Raw genomic sequence first — 18112 nt, 5'->3', positions numbered from 1 at the left:
ACTTTGTTGCGATAGATAGGTTACATTTTTATACATTTAATTGCCCCTATAAACTTGAATATTTACTGCAATAACATGCTTAGATTGGTAAACTTGCCAGCAATCTTAATCACAAGGACCTGAACTTTGCGACACAGAATTTTTATTCTTTCAACATTATTTAGTGCTATCAGTTTATCTGTTAATGCTGAACCATGGGTTAAACCAGATGACTATGGACTAAAAGCTGACATACAACAGCTAGCCGACGCCGGTATTATTTTAGCGCCGGTAACAACATACCCATTAATGTGGAAGAGCTTTATTAATGATGTTAACAGTATGCCCATCGAGCAATTATCTCCAAGCTTGCAAGACGCATTACTGCGTGTAAAGCATCGTTATAAATCTGAAAACGCAAGTTCACATAGTGTGCAATTATCAGCTTATGCAGCCACAGATCCAATACATACAACGAGCTTTGGCGCGACCAACACTCAAAAATCAGCGCTTTCGGCAGCGTATGCCTACCTAGGTGATAATTTTGCCGCCAAAGTTGCACTAAGCTCTAGAAAAGACGGTAAAAAATGCTTCATTAACGGAAAAACTAGCGATGACATTGTAAAAGATGAGCAAGCATTAACTGATTGTGACGATACCTCATTTGATGGTAGTTACGTAGCCTATAGGCTAGGTAATTGGATATTTAGAGGCGGTGCTGTTGAGCAGTTTTGGGGACCTGGTATCGACAATAGCTTGATAATGTCTGGCAATGCAAAGCCGCTTCCCGCTTTAAGTATTACGCGTGAACAAAGCACCGCCTTTGAAACACCTTGGTTAAGCTGGATAGGCCAATGGAGTTTTACAGCACAAATGGCCAAGCTCGAATCAACCAGAGTGATTACTGATGCATTACTGTGGAGTAGTCGCTTAAATATACGTCCACTGCAACAATTAGAAATTGCAGTAAGTTGGTCGGCGCAGTGGGCAGGTGAAGGTCAGCCAAGTTCTGCTGGTGATTTTATTGATGTTATTACAGGGCAAACAACTTGTATTAATGGTAATGAAAATTGCGACAGTCAGCTAGAGTCTAAAATTGGAAATCAACTTGCAGGGCTCGATATTCGTTGGTCTGACACATTGTTTAGCCACCCATACGCCATTTATGCCAGCACCATAGGTGAGGATGCCAGCTCACAATTTAAACCTGCTGACCGAGCTTATTTATTTGGTGTGCAAACGACCCAACGTATTTACGATCAAAATGTATTAGTGAATGTAGAATACATAGATACGGGTGTTTCGTGCGCAGCGGAATCAACCAATGAAAACTGTTATTACGAACACTCAGATTATAAATCAGGTTACCGTTACCATGGCCGCACCATAGGCTCAACGTTTGATAATGATGCGCAATCAGTTGTATTAACAATACTTGGGCAACTTTCAAACGGCGATGATTGGCAAGTAAAGCTACGCAGCGTGGATTACAACAGCGATAATCGCGATCGTTACCCTAATAACCCTGACATTGGTAACTCAATAACCAAGACTGGCTACAGTTCTAAACAGCTTGAGCTTCGCTATAGAAAAATCACTATGGGTGGGCGTTTAACATTAGGTGCTTTTGCATCTCAAAATGACGATGCAGAAAATGACACATCTGCCTTTGCTAAATACGAATATAACTTTTAGCCAGTATTCTAAATACACTATATTTAGGCTTTAAAAAAAGGGATGAAAGCAACACTTTCATCCCTTTTTTATTCGCAAAATATACTTATTGCTTTATTTTGCTAATCACTTTTGACGTTGAACAGCCATCTAAAAATGTCAGCACTTCTACTTTACCGCCATGGCGCAGTACATGATCGGCACCGGCTATTTGCTCTACGGTATAATCGCCACCTTTCACTAAAATATCAGGGCTTATTTGCTCGATTAATTTAGCGGGTGTATCGTTTTCCTCAGCGCTGCCAAACGGAATAACCCAATCTACAGAGGCAAGTGCACTTAATACCATTGCGCGCTCATCAAGCGGGTTTATCGGGCGCTCGGGGCCTTTTAAGCGAGTGATTGAATCATCATTATTTAGCCCAACAACGAGCCTATCTCCACGCGCTTTGGCTTGTGCTAAGTAGCGCACGTGACCTGCGTGTAAAATATCAAAACAACCATTGGTAAATATAATGGTTTCGCCGTTTTGCTTTGCAAACTCAATATGCTGCAGTACATCATCAAACGGAGTTTGGTAGTGCTCGCCATTAGTGTGTAAGTATTGGCCTAGCTTTTGGCTTAGCTCTTCTGGTGACACTGTGGCTGCCCCAAGTTTACTTACTACAATACCGGCGGCTAAATTAGCAATTTCTACTGCATCTTTAGGGGCCATACCTGCCCCAAGCATTACAGCTAAAGTTGCAATTACGGTATCGCCTGCGCCAGTTACATCGCTCACTTCTAATTGCTGCGCTGCAAAGTCGTGTTTTTCATCGGCATTAATTAACGACATACCTTGCTCTGAGCGTGTAAGTAGCATGGCTTTAATACCATTTTTACTAATAAGCTCACGGGCACTTTGCGCTAAAATGTCCTCAGAGCCGGTTTTACCACCCGCTAAATTAAACTCATGCAAGTTAGGCGTAATGTAGTCTGCGCCCTCGTATAAGTGTAAGTCTGGCGATTTAGGATCGATAAGCACGGTTTTACCCGCCGCTTTGGCAATACTCACCATCTCTTTAATTAAGCTGAGCGAGCCTTTACTGTAATCAGAAAACACCACAAAGTCGTATTCATCTAGCACAAGCTCTAAGCGATTTAATAACAGTTGGCTATGCTGTTCGCTAAAGGTTTCTTCTAAATCAAGGCGTACAAGTTGTTGATGGCGGCTAATAACACGCATTTTAGAAATAGTCGGTAAATCACATACACTCACAAGTTGTGAGCTAATTTTTTCACCTTTTAAAATTGTTTCTAAAATTTGCCCGCTTTCATCTTCCCCAATTAAGCCAAGTAGCCCTACTTTGGCATCAAGCCTAGCAATGTTTTTAGCAACATTGGCGGCGCCACCGGCTTTGTCTTCAAACTTGCTTACCTTAACAACAGGTACTGGCGCTTCAGGCGAAATACGCCCAGTGTCACCGTACCAGTAGCGATCAAGCATTACATCGCCCACCACTAAAATACGCGCTTTAGATAAGTTTTTTAATAGCGATAAATCCATTACTGCTGCTCCGCAACAACCATATCTATGGCTTCACATAACCAGTGGCCAATAAACATATGCGCTTCTTGAATACGTGCTGTTTCATCGTTTTTGATAATAATTGGCAGCTTGGCAATGTCTTTTACTTTTCCGCCATCACGGCCTGTTAATGCAACTGTAAATGCGCCAATTTTATTAGCCGCTTCAAGTGCTAAATTGATATTTGCACTGGTACCTGAGGTTGTTAAACCAATGACTAAATCTTCTGGTTTACACAGTGCCTGAACTTGGCGTTCAAACACGGTATCAAAATGGTAGTCGTTACTGTGCGCAGTAAGAATTGACGTATCGGTTGTGAGTGCCATAGACGCAAGCGGTCCACGCTCTAATTTATAACGTACTACAAATTCGGCCGCCAAATGCTGAGCATCCGCTGCACTTCCGCCGTTACCAAACCAAATAACCTTACCACCAGCTTGTAATGCACTATGGCATACTTCTAATAACTGCATAGACTCTTGATGATAAGCCTCCATCGTTTCAAATAAGGCTTGATGACGGTTTAAACTTTCAACGTAGCTTGTTGCCACAGAATCGATAATTGACATGAAAAATTCCTCTAGGAACTGAAATGGCAGGAAAAAATTAAATCCATTATTCCACAGTTTTATTTAGTTGTGTGTATTTTATAGGAATATAGCTGAACTGGAACATAATTTAGTGCTTCACATGTTCAGAAATTATCACTTTCGCGTTAAACTAAGGGCACTTACCTCAATAAAAGTTCAGTATGGCACGCATTTTCTACTCATTCGCTTTAATTTTAATTAGCCCGCTGATTGTATTTTACTTATATGTATTAAGAGGTAAAAAAAACAAGGGCTATCGCGCACACTTTAAAGAGCGTTTTGGCTTTGTGAGCAAAAGCTTATTTACAAGCAAAGGCAAACCGTTAGTTGTGCACTGCGCCTCTGTAGGTGAAGTACTTGCAGCTGCACCTCTTATTAAAGCGCTGCAAAAACAACACCCACAGCTTAATATACTCATTACCTGCAATACCCCTACAGGTCGCGAGCAAATAATCAATCAGTTTAAAAATACCGTGGCGTGTAGTTATTTACCTATGGACTTTGCGTTTTCGACCGCCCGATTTTTAAAACGTATAAACCCACAAGCGCTATGCATATTAGAAACCGAGCTTTGGCCAAACTTAATGGCAATAAGCCATAAAAAGAATATTCCGGTACTGGTACTTAATGCTCGCTTGAGCGAAAAATCGCAACAAGGGTATCAAAAGGTTGCCAAGTTAACGCAAATAATTATGCGTTCAATCACGGTACTTGCAAGTCACAATAAAAAAGATGCCGCGCGGTTTATTGAGCTAGGTTTAACCCCCTCAAAAAGCCATGTTACAGGCTCAATTAAGTTTGATATAAATCCAAGCAATGAGCAGCTAGCCTCAGTTGCAAACCTTAAAGCAGAATATAAAACCCAAGAGCGTTTTGTATGGGTGGCAGGCTCTACTCACCCACTTGAACACGAAATGATATTAAATGCCCACCAGCAACTATTAAAAAAGTACCCAAATGCACTTTTAATCATTGCCCCTAGACACCCTGAGCAGTTTGATAAAGTAGCCGATACGTTAGCTCAAAGCCCACTTAGCTTTAGTCGTCGCAGCAACAATAACTATCAAAATGAACACGTACTATTGGCCGATACACTTGGCGAGCTACAATGTTTATATGGGGCTGGTAATGTCAGTTATGTAGGCGGTAGTTTAATTCGCCGCGGCGGGCATAACCCACTTGAAGCTGCAGCTTTTTCGGTCGGTGTTATAACTGGCCCACATACGTATAATTTTGATCATGTATATCCTGAGCTTATAAAATTAAAAGGCGCTGTAGTTGTTGAAAATACAGATGAACTTGCTACACAATTAATTAATTTAAGCCAAAACACTAAAGCTTGCCAAACTTTAGGGAATAAAGCGCAGCAGTGCGTATTAAAAAACCAAGGCGCCATTAAAAAAACATTAACCATAATTAATCAGTATTTAGAGCCATAAGCATGACCAATTTAGCTATTACTCAAACCCGTGAGTGGGTATCGTCTGTTATTGTAAAATATAACTTTTGCCCATTTGCCCGCAAAGAAGTTGAGAACAACTGCATACATTATGTACTTAGCCCAGCAGTAAAAATTGATGATGCGGTAATGGATATGCTTGAGCAATGCACACAGCTTAATCAAAATCCAGAGCGCGAAACCACATTAATACTGTTTGATAACGGCTTTAGCGATTTTGAAGACTTTTTAGATTTAGTTGATTTAGCCAATGCGCTACTAGTTGCACAAGGCTTTGAAGGTAAATATCAAATTGCTAATTTTCATCCCGATTACGTGTTTGCCGACAGCGACGAAGATGATGCCGCAAATTACACAAACCGAGCTCCCTACCCTACATTGCATTTAATTCGCGAATTAAGTATGAGCGAAGCGCTTGATAACTATAACGAGCCTGAATCTATACCAGAGCACAATATAAAACTTGCAAGGCGCAAAGGATTCGACTTTTGGCAGCAACTTTTAGAAGGCATAAAAAAACCGAGCGCATAACGGCTCGGCTTTTAAGTATCAAATTCAATGTTACTTTTTAACCCAGCTGCCATTTACTTCAACATAATGACCACTTTGGGTTTTTTCGATTGTTTTAGCCGCTGCGAGTGCTTCTACTTGGGCGAGCGATAAATTGTTCTTTTTAGCTAGTTTTAAATACTGAGCTTTACGCTTTGCGTTAATTTCTTCAACAACAGCTTTAGCTTCGCTATTTTGTACTACTAAGCCTAAATAACCCGAACTGTTCTCACCCACTAACCCTTGGCTTTTAGCATCATCTAAACTAATCGCCCACGCCGAAAACGACAAACATACCGCACTTACTAGAGTGGCAATACTTAATTTATTTTTTATAGTCATCATTTAGCTCCTAAAATAATTCACTGTCGTCACTGAACAGGGTATCGAGTTCTTTATCTACTTTTACTCGAATTTCGTGATCTACTTTTACATTTAAATTGATAGTTATTGGCTCTTTCGCTGCCACCTCTACTCTGTGAGTACATGCGCTTAAAGCGCTAATAGCAGCAAAGGCTATAATTGCCTTAATGCTTAACGAATTTTTCATCATTAGTTTCCTTTTTGAGAATATTGCTGCTCAACTTTTTGTGTTATTTCGTCACTTAATCTTAGCGCTCTTAGTAGCGTAAACACGTTTTCTTCGTGATTATAATTAAAATTAACTTGCTGCTGTTGTGGCTCATTAAAGCCTTGTAAGTTAACACCTAAATTTAACCAACCATCACTTTTAAGTGCCACTGTACTATTAAGTTTTTGTATATCAAGGTTTTTAAGTAAGCCCAGTACAGGTTGTAATTCTTGTTGCTGTTGCATAACAGCGTCAAACGCTTCGTTATTGTTAATAATGAGCTTACCTTCACCTTGGTTTAATAAGCTGCCGTTTGTAACCTCTACGCCACTGTCACTAAAATGAAGTGGCAGCCACCCTTTTAATCGGCCCGTTAAGGTAATTCCCGACTTGTCATCAAGGGTAATAAGCTTACTCGCATCAATATCTTTAAAAGTAACAATAGCTGATTGCTGTTGCTTTAAAAGCGTGTATTTATCTAATTCAAATACCCCACCAAACACATTACCGCTTATATCAAATGCTTGCGCGCTATTATTAACCACTTTTATTTTACCGTTGATATTATTTACTACCGCGCCAGCCCTTAATTCATCAACGTTAAAGGTAGTTGGCTCAACATTAAGCTGCCCTGAATCATATTGCCCACTAAGTTGCGCACTAAACTGGTTAGCTAAGTAATCGTTATAAAGCGCGCTGGTATCATCAATAGTTAAATTAAAATTGGCTTTTTGTAAGTTAACATCGCCACTAATACGCCCATTAAACTCGCCTTGAGTGAGTTGAGCTAACGGTTCAAATTGGCTAACGAGTGAATTTAACGAAAGCACACTTTGCTGCGGTATAATCACTTCAAACGGATGCGCTACCTTTGAAACATGGTGATTGGCCACCAGCTCAACACCATTTACAAACACGTGATGAGACGCTTTAAGCGCGCGACTTTGCAGCCCGGTTGACGTTACGTTTATTGTATTTAAATCGACATTTGGGCTTGTCAGTGTATTTATTTGGGTGTTTGCACTTAAGTGAGCAAATAACTCTCCCACACCTAAGTTTGCCCTTGCACTGAGGGTGTTATTAATACCGGTGAGTTTATACTCTTCGTATTGAGCGCCTTTAAACTCACTTTTTAAAACCACGCTTGCATCGAGCTTTTCACTCATACTTGCCACTAGTTTACCTGTGTAAGTGTTAATAGTAGTGCCATAAGCAACGGCTTTATCAAAGCTAAATGTAGTACTTACTTTACCTACGGGTTTAGAGTCAACAAGTTGAGTAAGTGTAAAGTCGCCATGGGCTTTAATATTATTAGCCTCAGCCGGTAAAAATTCAGGCAAAGCGGTAAGCGTAATATCGTAATTGCCACTTAGTTGTGCGTTTTCAAGCTGCGTATTTAGCACTACAGCGTTTATATCATCTGTGTGTAGCTGCGCTTTAAGCTGCGTGCGCGCACTTTGCAACGGTGTAGCTATATTTATAAACGTATCTGTAAAAGTTATGTCCACCTCTTGTCCTGTTTGCTCATTGCTTTTAAGCGTTATTAACGGCAAGGTTAAATTATTATCCACTAGGCTTATTGGTCTAGGTAAAGCCCAGTGCCAATTAAGGGGAAGTTGCTTAACTGCAAAGGCCTTGTAATCACCTTCAGGAATAAGAGATTGGCAGTTATTACTAATCGTTACATTGTTTTTAAGCTGGCTTGGGTCTATATCAAGCTTTTGGCTATTTAAGTTATATGTAGCGCTTAGTACACCTTTTGAGCTATTTGTTATACCACAGCTTTGTATTTTATAGTCATACAGGGTTTGTAAATTACCAGCAAGGCTCGCCTCTATCCCGTTAAAGCTAAATGTTTGCGTTGTATTAAAGCTAAGTCCACTTAATAGCTCGTTATCTGTTTTAAGTAACTGCTTAAGCAATTCATCACTAACTTTAAGCTGCCCTTGTACCTTATTATTGTAAAGCGTAGCACTGGCACTTAAATCACCATTTACGACAAACTGGTTAAGCGTGGGCTCGGTGATATTTAGCATTAGCGGGCGCTTTAAAAATGCACCGTGTATAGTTAAATGCTCAACTGTAATTGTTGGCCTTTTTTCGGGCAGGGCTAAATCTAAAATTTTTGCAGGGCTGCTTACTTTATTACTTTGAGGAAATGGATTTACATTGAGTACGGCGTGTTTAACTTTAACATGCTTGGTATTAGCAGTAATACCTGTAAGAGCAAGCTCTTGATTTTGGTAACTTAAACAGGCTTTTTGTACGTGCACATTTAACTTACTCGTAAGCGATAAATCTAAGCAGCTCAAGGTAACACCTGCTTTTTCAAGCTGAGGCGCTACAGCCCATTGTAATAGAGGCAAACGAAATACGTAGCCAAGCAACACTATACTTAGCAATACAGCACCCATAATTAAACCAACGCGCTTTAACATACTGTCCTTATAAGCTTTTATTTATACCTTACAAACTATCGTAATTTTAAATCTACGCACTCAAAAAAGGCTGCACAGTGCAGCCTTTTTTATTTTACAGCTAGATTATGAATCTAACTTGTATATGTCGTTTTTAACCTACATTTTTACGTGCGTTGCGGAACATACGCATCCATGGGCTATCCTCTTTCCACTCATCTGGGTGCCACGAGTTAGCAACAGCGCGGAATACACGCTCAGGGTGCGGCATCATTACAGTGGCACGGCCATCAGTAGAAGTAATACCGGTAATACCTTCTGGTGAACCATTCGGGTTAGCCGGGTATCGTGTTGTCGGGTTACCATAGTTATCTACAAATTTAACCGCAACAGTGCCGCTTTCAAGCGCAGCTTTAGTGGCGGCATCGTTTGCAAATTCTGCATGGCCTTCACCATGAGATACAGCAATTGGCATACGCGACCCAGCCATTCCATTAAAGAACACAGACGGGTTTTCTTGTATTTCAACTAAGCTAAAGCGTGCTTCAAAACGCTCTGACTTATTTGTTACAAAACGTGGCCAATGCTCAGTACCCGGAATTAACTCTTTCAATGTTGATAACATTTGACAACCATTACACACACCTAAGCTAAAGGTGTCTTCACGGTGGAAGAAGTTTTGGAACTGATCGCGTGCCATATCGTTAAACAATATAGACTTAGCCCAGCCTTCACCGGCGCCTAATACGTCACCATAAGAGAAACCACCACATGCCACTAAGCCTTTAAACTGCTCAAGGGTTAAACGCCCTTCGAGGATATCGCTCATGTGCACATCAACAGCGGCAAAACCAGCGCGGTTAAACGCAGCAGCCATTTCTAAATGCGAGTTAACGCCTTGCTCACGCAAAATAGCCATTTGTGGTTTAGCACCCGTTGCAATGAATGGCGCAGCTATATCTTCGTTTAAGTCAAAGTTAAGCTTCACGTTTAAGCCTGGGTCTTTTGCATCAAACTTGGCATCAAACTCTTGCTTAGCACAATCAGGGTTATCACGACGTGCTTGCATTTGGTACGTTGTTTCGGCCCAAATAGTACGTAATTCAGTACGAGTATGATTAAGTACTGTTTGCTCACCACGGTTAAATACAATGCTATCGTCGCTATTAAGCGAGCCAATCACGTGGCTAATTGCAGCAACACCGTGTTGCTCAAATACAGCATTTACGGCATCTAAATCGCTGTTAGCCACTTGAATTACCGCGCCAAGCTCTTCGTTATAAAGTGCTTCTAGGTCTGTCCCGGTTAAACCAGCTAAATCAACAGTCACACCGGTGTGCCCAGCAAACGCCATTTCAGTTACAGTAGTAAATAAACCACCGTCTGAGCGGTCATGATAAGCAAGTAACTTGCTATCAGCGACAAGTGCTTGCATGGCATTGTAAAAGCCTTTAAGTAGCTCAGGGCTGTCTACATCTGGTGTAACATCACCAAGCTGTTTATAAACCTGTGCAAGGCTTGATGCACCCATGCGGTTTTTGCCAGCACCTAAATCAACTAAAACAAGCGAAGTGTCACCTTTATCAGTACGTAACTGCGGAGTCACTGTTTTACGCACGTCGTCAACACGGCCAAAGGCTGTAATAATAAGCGATAACGGCGACGTTACTGATTGCTCAGCACTATCGTCTTCGTTTTTCCATGTCGTTTTCATCGACATAGAATCTTTACCTACAGGTATAGTTAAACCAAGTGCTGGACAAAGCTCTTCGCCTACCGCTTTTACGGCTTCGTAAAGGCCTGCGTCTTCACCTGGGTGACCCGCTGCAGCCATCCAGTTAGCAGATAGCTTAATATTCTCTAGGCTGCCAATGTTTGCACAAGCAATATTAGTGAGTGACTCAGCCACAGCCAAACGCGCCGAAGCTCCATAATTTAATAGTGCCGCCGGCGTGCGCTCACCCAGGGACATAGCTTCACCGTGGTAAGTGTCGTACGTTGCCGCAGTAACCGCACAGTTAGCAACAGGTACTTGCCAAGGGCCAACCATTTGATCACGTGCTACTAAACCGGTAACCGAGCGGTCACCAATAGTAATTAAGAATGTTTTTTCTGCAATTGTAGGTAAGCGTAACAAACGCTGCGCGGCATCAGCTACGTTAATATCGTTTGCATCAATGGCAGTGCCCGTTACTTGCTGAGATGTTACATTGCGGTGCATTTTAGGCGCTTTACCTAATAAAACATCAAGCGGTAAATCAACAGGGCTGTTATCAAAGTGGCTGTCTGCTACGGTTAAATGGCGCTCTTCTGTGGCTTCACCAATTACTGCGTACTGTGCGCGTTCGCGCTTACAAATGGATTCAAAACGATCAAAGTCTTCAACCGCTACAGCCAGCACATAACGCTCTTGCGATTCGTTACACCAAATTTCATGTGGTGCCATGCCAGGCTCATCGTTAGGGATATCACGTAGTTGGAATTTACCACCACGGCCACCATCGTTTACCAGTTCAGGAAACGCATTTGATAAACCACCGGCGCCTACATCATGTATAAACGCAATTGGGTTTTCATCGCCTAACTGCCAGCATTTGTCGATGACTTCTTGGCAACGACGTTCCATTTCAGGGTTTTCACGCTGTACAGAAGCAAAGTCTAAGTCTTCGTTTGATTGACCCGATGCCATACTTGATGCAGCACCACCGCCTAAACCAATATTCATAGCAGGGCCGCCTAGCGCAATTAGTTTTGCTCCTACTGGAATCTCGCCTTTTTGAACATGATCAGCACGAATATTACCTAATCCACCGGCAAGCATAATTGGTTTGTGGTAACCACGTACCTCTTCACCATTGTGGCTTGTTACTTTTTCTTCGTACGTGCGGAAGTAACCTAATAAGTTAGGACGTCCAAACTCGTTATTAAATGCAGCACCGCCCAGTGGGCCATCCATCATAATATCAAGCGCATTGACTATACGACCAGGTTTACCAAAGTCGCTTTCCCACGGTTGCTCGTAACCCGGAATACGTAAGTTAGAAACCGTAAAGCCAACTAAACCGGCTTTTGGCTTAGAACCACGACCTGTTGCACCTTCGTCACGAATTTCACCACCTGAGCCGGTAGCCGCCCCCGAAAACGGTGCAATAGCCGTTGGGTGGTTATGCGTTTCTACTTTCATTAATATTTCTATGTCTTCTTGATGATACGCATATTCACCTTGCGCATTCGGGAAGAAGCGACCCGCTTTTGAGCCCTTCATTACTGCCGCGTTATCTTTATACGCCGACAATACATTTTCAGGATTGTGCTCAAATGTATTTTTGATCATTTTAAACAGCGATTTTGGCTGTTCAATGCCATCAATTGTCCAATCAGCATTAAATATTTTATGACGACAATGCTCTGAGTTTGCTTGGGCAAACATAAACAATTCTATGTCGTTAGGATTACGTCGTAACTTTATAAAGTTTTCTACTAGGTAGTCAATTTCGTCGTCGGCAAGAGCAAAACCTTGCTCAATATTTGCGGCAGCTAATGCTTCGCGTCCGCCACCTAAAATATCAACTGATGACATTTCACGAGGAGAATCATTACGGAACAACTGTGCTGCAGCTTCAAGCTCAGTGTGTGTAGCTTCAGTCATACGGTCGTGTAATAACGCCGTTGCTTGTGCAAGTTGCTCTGCACTTAGTTCACCTTCTATATAATAAGCAATACCGCGCTCTACACGGTGAACCTGTTTAAGGCCACAGTTATGCGCTATATCGGTTGCTTTAGATGCCCAAGGCGAAATGGTACCAGGGCGAGGTGTAACTAAAATAAATGTGCCAGCTGGGGTATGCTCGGCAATAGTAGGACCGTAAGTTAATAGCTTTTCAAGCTTGGTCTGCTCATCAATACTCAAAGGCGATGTTAAATCGGCAAAATGAGCATACTCGGCATATACGTTGGTGACTGGAAGTTGCGATTGTTTGCAACGCGCTAAAATTTTATTAACTCTGAACTCTGACAGTGCTGGTGCACCACGAAGGATCAACATAGATAATTTCATCCGGGGTTAGGGATTGAACGATATTTTAGGCACGCATTATAGTCCAATTAGCCATCATATTTAACTCCAAATTGCGCTTTTCATAAAATTAACTTTTTAGCTTTATTTATAATCCGTTTTAGCTAATAAAATAAAAGGGAAAGTGACGAAATGGCTAAGTTTTGTTATAACGGGTGTTAGCGTGTTAAAGGGGCACTCAATGTTCAAAGAAAAGCTAATAATAATCATCACTTTAGTTATGCTGTTATGTGCATGTAATATGCAGGAACAGCCAACTCAACTTGCCCACATCAAAGAGCAAAACAAAATACGTGTTGGCACGTTAGCAAGTGCGAGCAATTATTATCAAGCAGTTCAGGGCGAGCAAGGCTTTGAATATGAGCTTTCTCAGGCTTTTGCTGATTACTTAGGTGTTGAGCTTGAAATAGTCCCCTTTTTTAATTTATCTGATATGTTTGATCGCCTTGAAAGTGGTGACTTAGACTTAATTGCCTCAGGACTTACTTACAATAAAACGCGTGCGCAGCAATACAGGTATGGCCCAACTTACAGAACAATTAGTCAAAAATTAGTATATAAACAAGGCCGTGTTCGCCCTCGTAAGTTTGACGATCTAGATGGAAATTTTACGGTTATAGCAAAAAGCAGCCACTCACTTACCCTGCAAAAAGCTCAAAAAAACAACCCATCACTCAGCTGGATAGAAAGTGAAGAATTTGACGAAGAAGAACTTTTACAAGCAGTTATAGATGGTGAAATAGACTACACCCTTGCTGACTCCCACTCTCTTTCGCTATTTCGCCGGTATCACCCTAATTTAAGTATTGGCTTCTCAGTAAGTCATAATGACCCAATTGCGTGGATACTTCGCAAGTCAAAAGATGATTCTTTATATGCGCTGCTCGTGCCATTTTTTGGTGAAGTAAAACAAAACAACCAACTTTATGTACTCGAAGAAAAATATTTTGGTCATGTGCGCCAGTTTAACTACGTAAATACATTGGCTTACATAGAAGCAATAAAAGAAACGTTACCTACATATCAGCCATGGTTTGAACAATACGCAGGAGATCTTGATTGGCGTTTACTAGCTGCATTAAGTTACCAAGAGTCGATGTGGAACCCTCGCGCTAAATCACCAACGGGTGTTCGCGGCATTATGATGCTTACACGTAGTACAGCTAAACAAGTTGGTGTAACAAATCGTCTCGAGCCTGAACAAAACATTCGTGGTGGAGCTCAGTATCTAAGCAAATTAATAACCCGTATTCCTGATAGAATTCCTCAACCAGACAGGACGTGGCTTGCTTTAGCTGCTTATAATGTTGGTTGGGGTCATGTGAACGACGCGAGGATTATCACCCAACAACAAGGGGCAAGCCCGGATAAATGGGCCGATGTAAAAAAACGCTTACCGCTATTAATCAAAAAACGATATTACCGTAATACACGTTATGGCTATGCCCGTGGCGATGTGGCAGTAAAATATGTTGATAATATTCGTAGATACTACGACGCGCTGGTATGGCTTAATGAAAACAATGCGATGACCGAAGAAAATATCACTACAGAGCGTAATGACAACAGCAATATAAAACAAGATGAGTCGCCATAGCGGAGCATGGATTAATGAGAAATTTTTTAATTATGAAAGTTTACGGCTTCAAAGTAGTGGGTAACTAAAATATCTGTTTACTTGTCATTAAATGATCACTAATGTGTGGTAATTGTATATTTCAATTTTTTCAAAGATATACCTTGTGCCTTTCTCACTCTCACGCATTAGGAGAACACATGCTAAAACGTAGACGCACACAAAAATTAAAAAGAAACGTTATTTATTCAACGGCGACACGTCGTCGTATCATGTTACGTGGTTTACACAAAAAAATAATATGGCGTCGCCGTATGTTTGCTATGCAACAAATGGAAGCACAAGACACTATACCAGCGGGCAATTAATAATATTTTTTAAGCCCCTCGAGCAGCCTTCTTGGCTGCTTTAATTTGCGCCCTTCTTCGCTTAAAAAATTCAGATATAGTGTTACCACATTTATCGGCTAATACCCCTCCAACAACTTCAACTTGATGGTTAAGCCTTGGTTCTTGCAGTAAATTCATAATAGATCCAGCTGAACCGGTTTTAGCATCAGGAGCTCCAAATACTAAACGCTTTATTCTGCTATGTACTAATAATCCTGCACACATAGAGCACGGCTCTAGCGTTACATATAACGTGCAGTCAACTAAGCGATAATTATTGAGTGCTTTGCCAGCTTCTCGTACTGCAATCATTTCAGCATGCGCTGAAGGGTCATTATCAGTTATAGAACGATTGTATCCAGATGCTATAAGTTGATTATCTTTTACTAAAACAGCACCTACTGGTATCTCATTAAGCTGCTCCGCTTGTTTTGCATACAAAAGCGCTTGTTCCATCCAATAAGCGTCGTCAAATGGCTTGTTCATTATTTCTTCTTAAATTACGTTTTATGCTTTAATTATACCTAGTTAACATCCTAAAGCCCGGCAATGATTACTTTATTGCAAAAATAAAACACTATTTAGCTGTTAATAATGGCTCACTGCCGCCGATTTACGTTATAATCTCTCGCTTTTTTTATTTAGCTCACAACACGGGTAGCGAATGAAATTTCCTGGACGCCGCAGGCATAAACATTATTTTCCAGTGGAAGCCAAAGATCCACTAACTAATCAACTTAACGCAACAGATAGATTACAACGTAGCTATATTACGGGTATCGATCAAATCGTTGTTGATATAGAAGCAAAAGTTGATCAAGCTTTCCTTGATGAGTTTCAACTACGCAGAGGGATGTCACAAGTTATAGACAGTGACATAACAAATGCTCTGTACGACCGCTTAAAATTAAACGACATGGTTGATTATGAATTTGCAGGTGGAACCATTGGTAACACAATGCACAACTATTCTGTACTTGCAGATGATCGCTCTGTTTTATTAGGCGTAATGAGCGAAAACATTAAAATTGGCAGTTACGCATATCGCTTTTTATGTAATACCTCAAGCCGTGTAGACTTAGATTATTTACAACCTGTTGATGGGCCAATAGGCCGTTGTTTCACACTCATTGATGAAACGGGCGAACGCACCTTTGCAATCAGTGCGGGTTTAATGAATTACCTACGCCCAGAATCAATAGATAAATCGTTGATAGAAAACTCATCGGCTTTAGTCATTAGTGCATACCTTATGCGAACACAAGATGACGAAACCATGACAGATGCAACGATGCAAGCCGTAAAATATGCTAACGATGCTGGCGTACCTGTTGTTCTTACACTCGGCACTAAATTTTTAATTGAACAAGATCCTGCTTGGTGGGCAAACTTTGTTGAAAAGCATGTAGATATTCTTGCTATGAACGAAGAAGAAGGCTTTGCTATTACAGGGTTTGAAGACCCGCTTTTAGCAGCAGATAAAGCACTAGATTGGGTAGATCTTGTTATATGCACTGCAGGTGAAAAAGGGCTATTCATGGCAGGCCATGTTGACGACAGCTTTAAACGTGAAACCGAATACCCATTACTACCTGGTGCTATTGCAGACTTTAATCGCTATGAATTTTCACGCGCTATGCGTAAAGCAGATTGCGAAAACCCTATAAGAGCATACAGCCATACGGCTCCTTTTATGGGCGGACCTGACTCAATCAAAAATACAAATGGCGCTGGCGATTGTGCACTCGCTGCTGTACTACATGACTTATCAGCAAATGTTTATCATAAGCTTAATGTCGCTAACTCAGCAAAGCACGATCAACAAGCTATTACATACTCATCTCTTGCACAAATTAGTAAATATGCAAACAGAGCAAGCTATGAAGTACTTGTTCAGCACTCTCCCCGCTTATCGCGTGGTTTACCTGAGCGTGAAGATTGTTTAGAGCAGGTTTATTGGGAGCAATAAGCTCCCTTCATCTCTCTAAAAGATAGAAATATCAAGCTTTTTAGATAGCAGCTCTAATGCTGCTATTCCTGCTACTGAGTTACCAAACGAATTAAGCCCTGGGGAATAAACGGCTACTGTAAACTTATTAGGTAATACCGCAAGAATAGTTCCTGACACCCCTGATTTACCTGGCATACCGACCCTATACCCAAAATCACCCGCAGCATCATATAAACCACTGGTAAATAATAATGAATTAAGCTGTTTATTTTGACGACTACTTAAAACCTGCTCACCAGATAGCTGATCAACTCCTTTATTTGCCAAAAAGCTATATGCCTTAGCGAGTTCAACACAATTAAGCTCAATAGAGCAAAAGTTGAAATACGACCAAAGCACATCATCAACGTCATTCTCAAAATTACCAAACGATTTCATCAAATGCGCCATAGCAGCATTGCGGTGTCTAAATTCATACTCAGAATTAGCCACTTTTTTATCAATCACAATGCCGCGATTACCTGATAGTAATCTGAATGTTTCGAGCATCGAGTGCATTGGTGCAGACAAGCGGCTATAAAGCGCATCACAAGTAACAATAGCACCCGCATTTATGAATGGGTTACGCGGCACGCCTTTTTCAAATTCAAGTTGCGTAAGCGAGTTAAACGCTGTACCTGAGGGCTCCTTACCTACCCTGCTCCAAAGTTCGTCACCATAACGCTGTAACGCCATGGTTAATGTCATCACTTTAGATACTGATTGAATGGTAAATCGCTGAGAACAATCACCTGCGCAAATGATTTCACCCTCAGTAGTGTATATAGCAATAGAAAACTGCTCAGGGTCAACCTCAGCAAGTGCAGGGATATAATCAGCTACTTTCCCTTTAGACAGTAAAGGGGAGACTTCTTGAGTAATTTCATTTAATACACGTTGGTAATCTGTAGTAGGCAATTAACACCTCAAATAGATTTAGCTAAATGAAAATATTACCATGCCTCAGATTAAACGAGCTAGTTTAGTTAGATGAAATTAATTGTATTGTGAATTATATTCGCAATAAACATTCTAAAGCGAGGTCAAACGACAAGAAAAAAAATTAATGATAAGTACCACTAATTGGCAAATTCAATAACCTATTTATATCACCTAAACATAAAGCTATTATTCACCAAACCTTAAACTCTTTAACAGTAATATTTAATCAACCCCTGATAGAAAAGCTGACGCTTATAGGGTTAAAGGTATCAGTTATTAGACAGAGATAAATAATATAACCTTGTTGTTTATATTATTACCTTACTTAAGACTA

Annotated in this window: 14 protein-coding genes; 6 read left to right on the top strand and 8 right to left on the bottom strand. The window is 40.9% G+C overall.

Annotation, left to right across the window (positions count from 1 at the left end; genetic code table 11):
- Positions 1–126: 126 nt before the first annotated feature.
- Entirely contained in the window at positions 127–1674 is a 1548-nt protein-coding gene (locus tag PS1M3_RS03320) for a capsule assembly Wzi family protein (RefSeq protein ID WP_203986258.1), read from the top strand.
- An 85-nt stretch (positions 1675–1759) separates the two neighbouring features.
- Here PS1M3_RS03320 and hldE read toward each other — a convergent pair whose 3' ends face one another.
- Together hldE and PS1M3_RS03310 are read right to left on the bottom strand one after the other, a co-directional pair.
- Positions 1760–3199, bottom strand: a complete 1440-nt coding sequence (gene hldE / locus PS1M3_RS03315; RefSeq protein ID WP_203986255.1) for a bifunctional D-glycero-beta-D-manno-heptose-7-phosphate kinase/D-glycero-beta-D-manno-heptose 1-phosphate adenylyltransferase HldE — start codon at positions 3197–3199, stop codon at positions 1760–1762.
- Positions 3199–3789 (bottom strand): SIS domain-containing protein, encoded by a 591-nt coding sequence (locus tag PS1M3_RS03310; RefSeq protein WP_006791589.1) that lies wholly within the window; start codon positions 3787–3789, stop codon positions 3199–3201. The genes hldE and PS1M3_RS03310 overlap by 1 nt, the downstream gene beginning before the upstream one ends.
- Positions 3790–3971: 182 nt before the next feature.
- On the opposite strand from PS1M3_RS03310, the gene waaA reads away from it, so the two are divergent.
- Both waaA and PS1M3_RS03300 read left to right on the top strand, forming a co-directional pair.
- Positions 3972–5249 carry a lipid IV(A) 3-deoxy-D-manno-octulosonic acid transferase gene (gene waaA / locus PS1M3_RS03305; protein ID WP_203986252.1) on the top strand — a complete coding sequence of 426 codons (1278 nt, stop codon included), beginning with the start codon at positions 3972–3974 and terminating at the stop codon, positions 5247–5249.
- Positions 5250–5251: 2 nt separating this feature from the next.
- Positions 5252–5800: a DUF1415 domain-containing protein gene (locus tag PS1M3_RS03300; protein ID WP_039037688.1), complete on the top strand. Its 549-nt coding sequence runs from the start codon at positions 5252–5254 to the stop codon at positions 5798–5800.
- A 30-nt stretch (positions 5801–5830) separates the two neighbouring features.
- Here the strand turns inward: PS1M3_RS03300 and PS1M3_RS03295 are convergent, their stop codons facing one another.
- From PS1M3_RS03295 to purL, 4 genes are all read right to left on the bottom strand, one after another.
- Positions 5831–6160 carry a YdbL family protein gene (locus PS1M3_RS03295; protein ID WP_203987268.1) on the bottom strand — a complete coding sequence of 110 codons (330 nt, stop codon included), beginning with the start codon at positions 6158–6160 and terminating at the stop codon, positions 5831–5833.
- 10 nt (positions 6161–6170) lie between these two features.
- Positions 6171–6368 (bottom strand): YnbE family lipoprotein, encoded by a 198-nt coding sequence (locus PS1M3_RS03290; RefSeq protein ID WP_033025578.1) that lies wholly within the window; start codon positions 6366–6368, stop codon positions 6171–6173.
- Positions 6369–6370: 2 nt separating this feature from the next.
- Positions 6371–8827, bottom strand: a complete 2457-nt coding sequence (locus PS1M3_RS03285) for a YdbH domain-containing protein (protein WP_203986249.1) — start codon at positions 8825–8827, stop codon at positions 6371–6373.
- 133 nt (positions 8828–8960) lie between these two features.
- A complete protein-coding gene (gene purL, locus PS1M3_RS03280; RefSeq protein WP_203986247.1) occupies positions 8961–12851 on the bottom strand; it encodes a phosphoribosylformylglycinamidine synthase in 3891 nt (1296 codons plus the stop codon).
- Between the two features lie 211 nt (positions 12852–13062).
- Here purL and mltF point away from each other — a divergent pair, with 211 nt between their 5' ends.
- Both mltF and PS1M3_RS03270 read left to right on the top strand, forming a co-directional pair.
- Positions 13063–14478, top strand: coding sequence for a membrane-bound lytic murein transglycosylase MltF (mltF, locus tag PS1M3_RS03275; RefSeq protein WP_138740078.1), 1416 nt, complete (start codon positions 13063–13065; stop codon positions 14476–14478).
- Positions 14479–14657: 179 nt separating this feature from the next.
- Complete coding sequence (locus PS1M3_RS03270) at positions 14658–14825, top strand: hypothetical protein (RefSeq protein ID WP_006791597.1); 168 nt, start codon at positions 14658–14660, stop codon at positions 14823–14825.
- Positions 14826–14834: 9 nt separating this feature from the next.
- Here PS1M3_RS03270 and tadA read toward each other — a convergent pair whose 3' ends face one another.
- A complete protein-coding gene (gene tadA / locus PS1M3_RS03265; RefSeq protein WP_138740077.1) occupies positions 14835–15332 on the bottom strand; it encodes a tRNA adenosine(34) deaminase TadA in 498 nt (165 codons plus the stop codon).
- A gap of 178 nt (positions 15333–15510) precedes the next feature.
- Between tadA and PS1M3_RS03260 the strand changes: the two genes are divergently transcribed.
- Positions 15511–16815 carry an inosine/guanosine kinase gene (locus PS1M3_RS03260; protein WP_010556927.1) on the top strand — a complete coding sequence of 435 codons (1305 nt, stop codon included), beginning with the start codon at positions 15511–15513 and terminating at the stop codon, positions 16813–16815.
- 15 nt (positions 16816–16830) lie between these two features.
- Here PS1M3_RS03260 and glsB read toward each other — a convergent pair whose 3' ends face one another.
- The gene (glsB, locus tag PS1M3_RS03255; RefSeq protein ID WP_138740076.1) at positions 16831–17754 is read right to left on the bottom strand and encodes a glutaminase B; all 924 of its coding nucleotides are present in this window, start codon (positions 17752–17754) and stop codon (positions 16831–16833) included.
- Between the last annotated feature and the right edge of the window lie 358 nt (positions 17755–18112).

The organism is Pseudoalteromonas sp. PS1M3 (assembly GCF_016865405.1).
Lineage (GTDB): Bacteria > Pseudomonadota > Gammaproteobacteria > Enterobacterales > Alteromonadaceae > Pseudoalteromonas > Pseudoalteromonas marina.
This window is presented reverse-complemented; position numbering and strand designations above follow the sequence as displayed.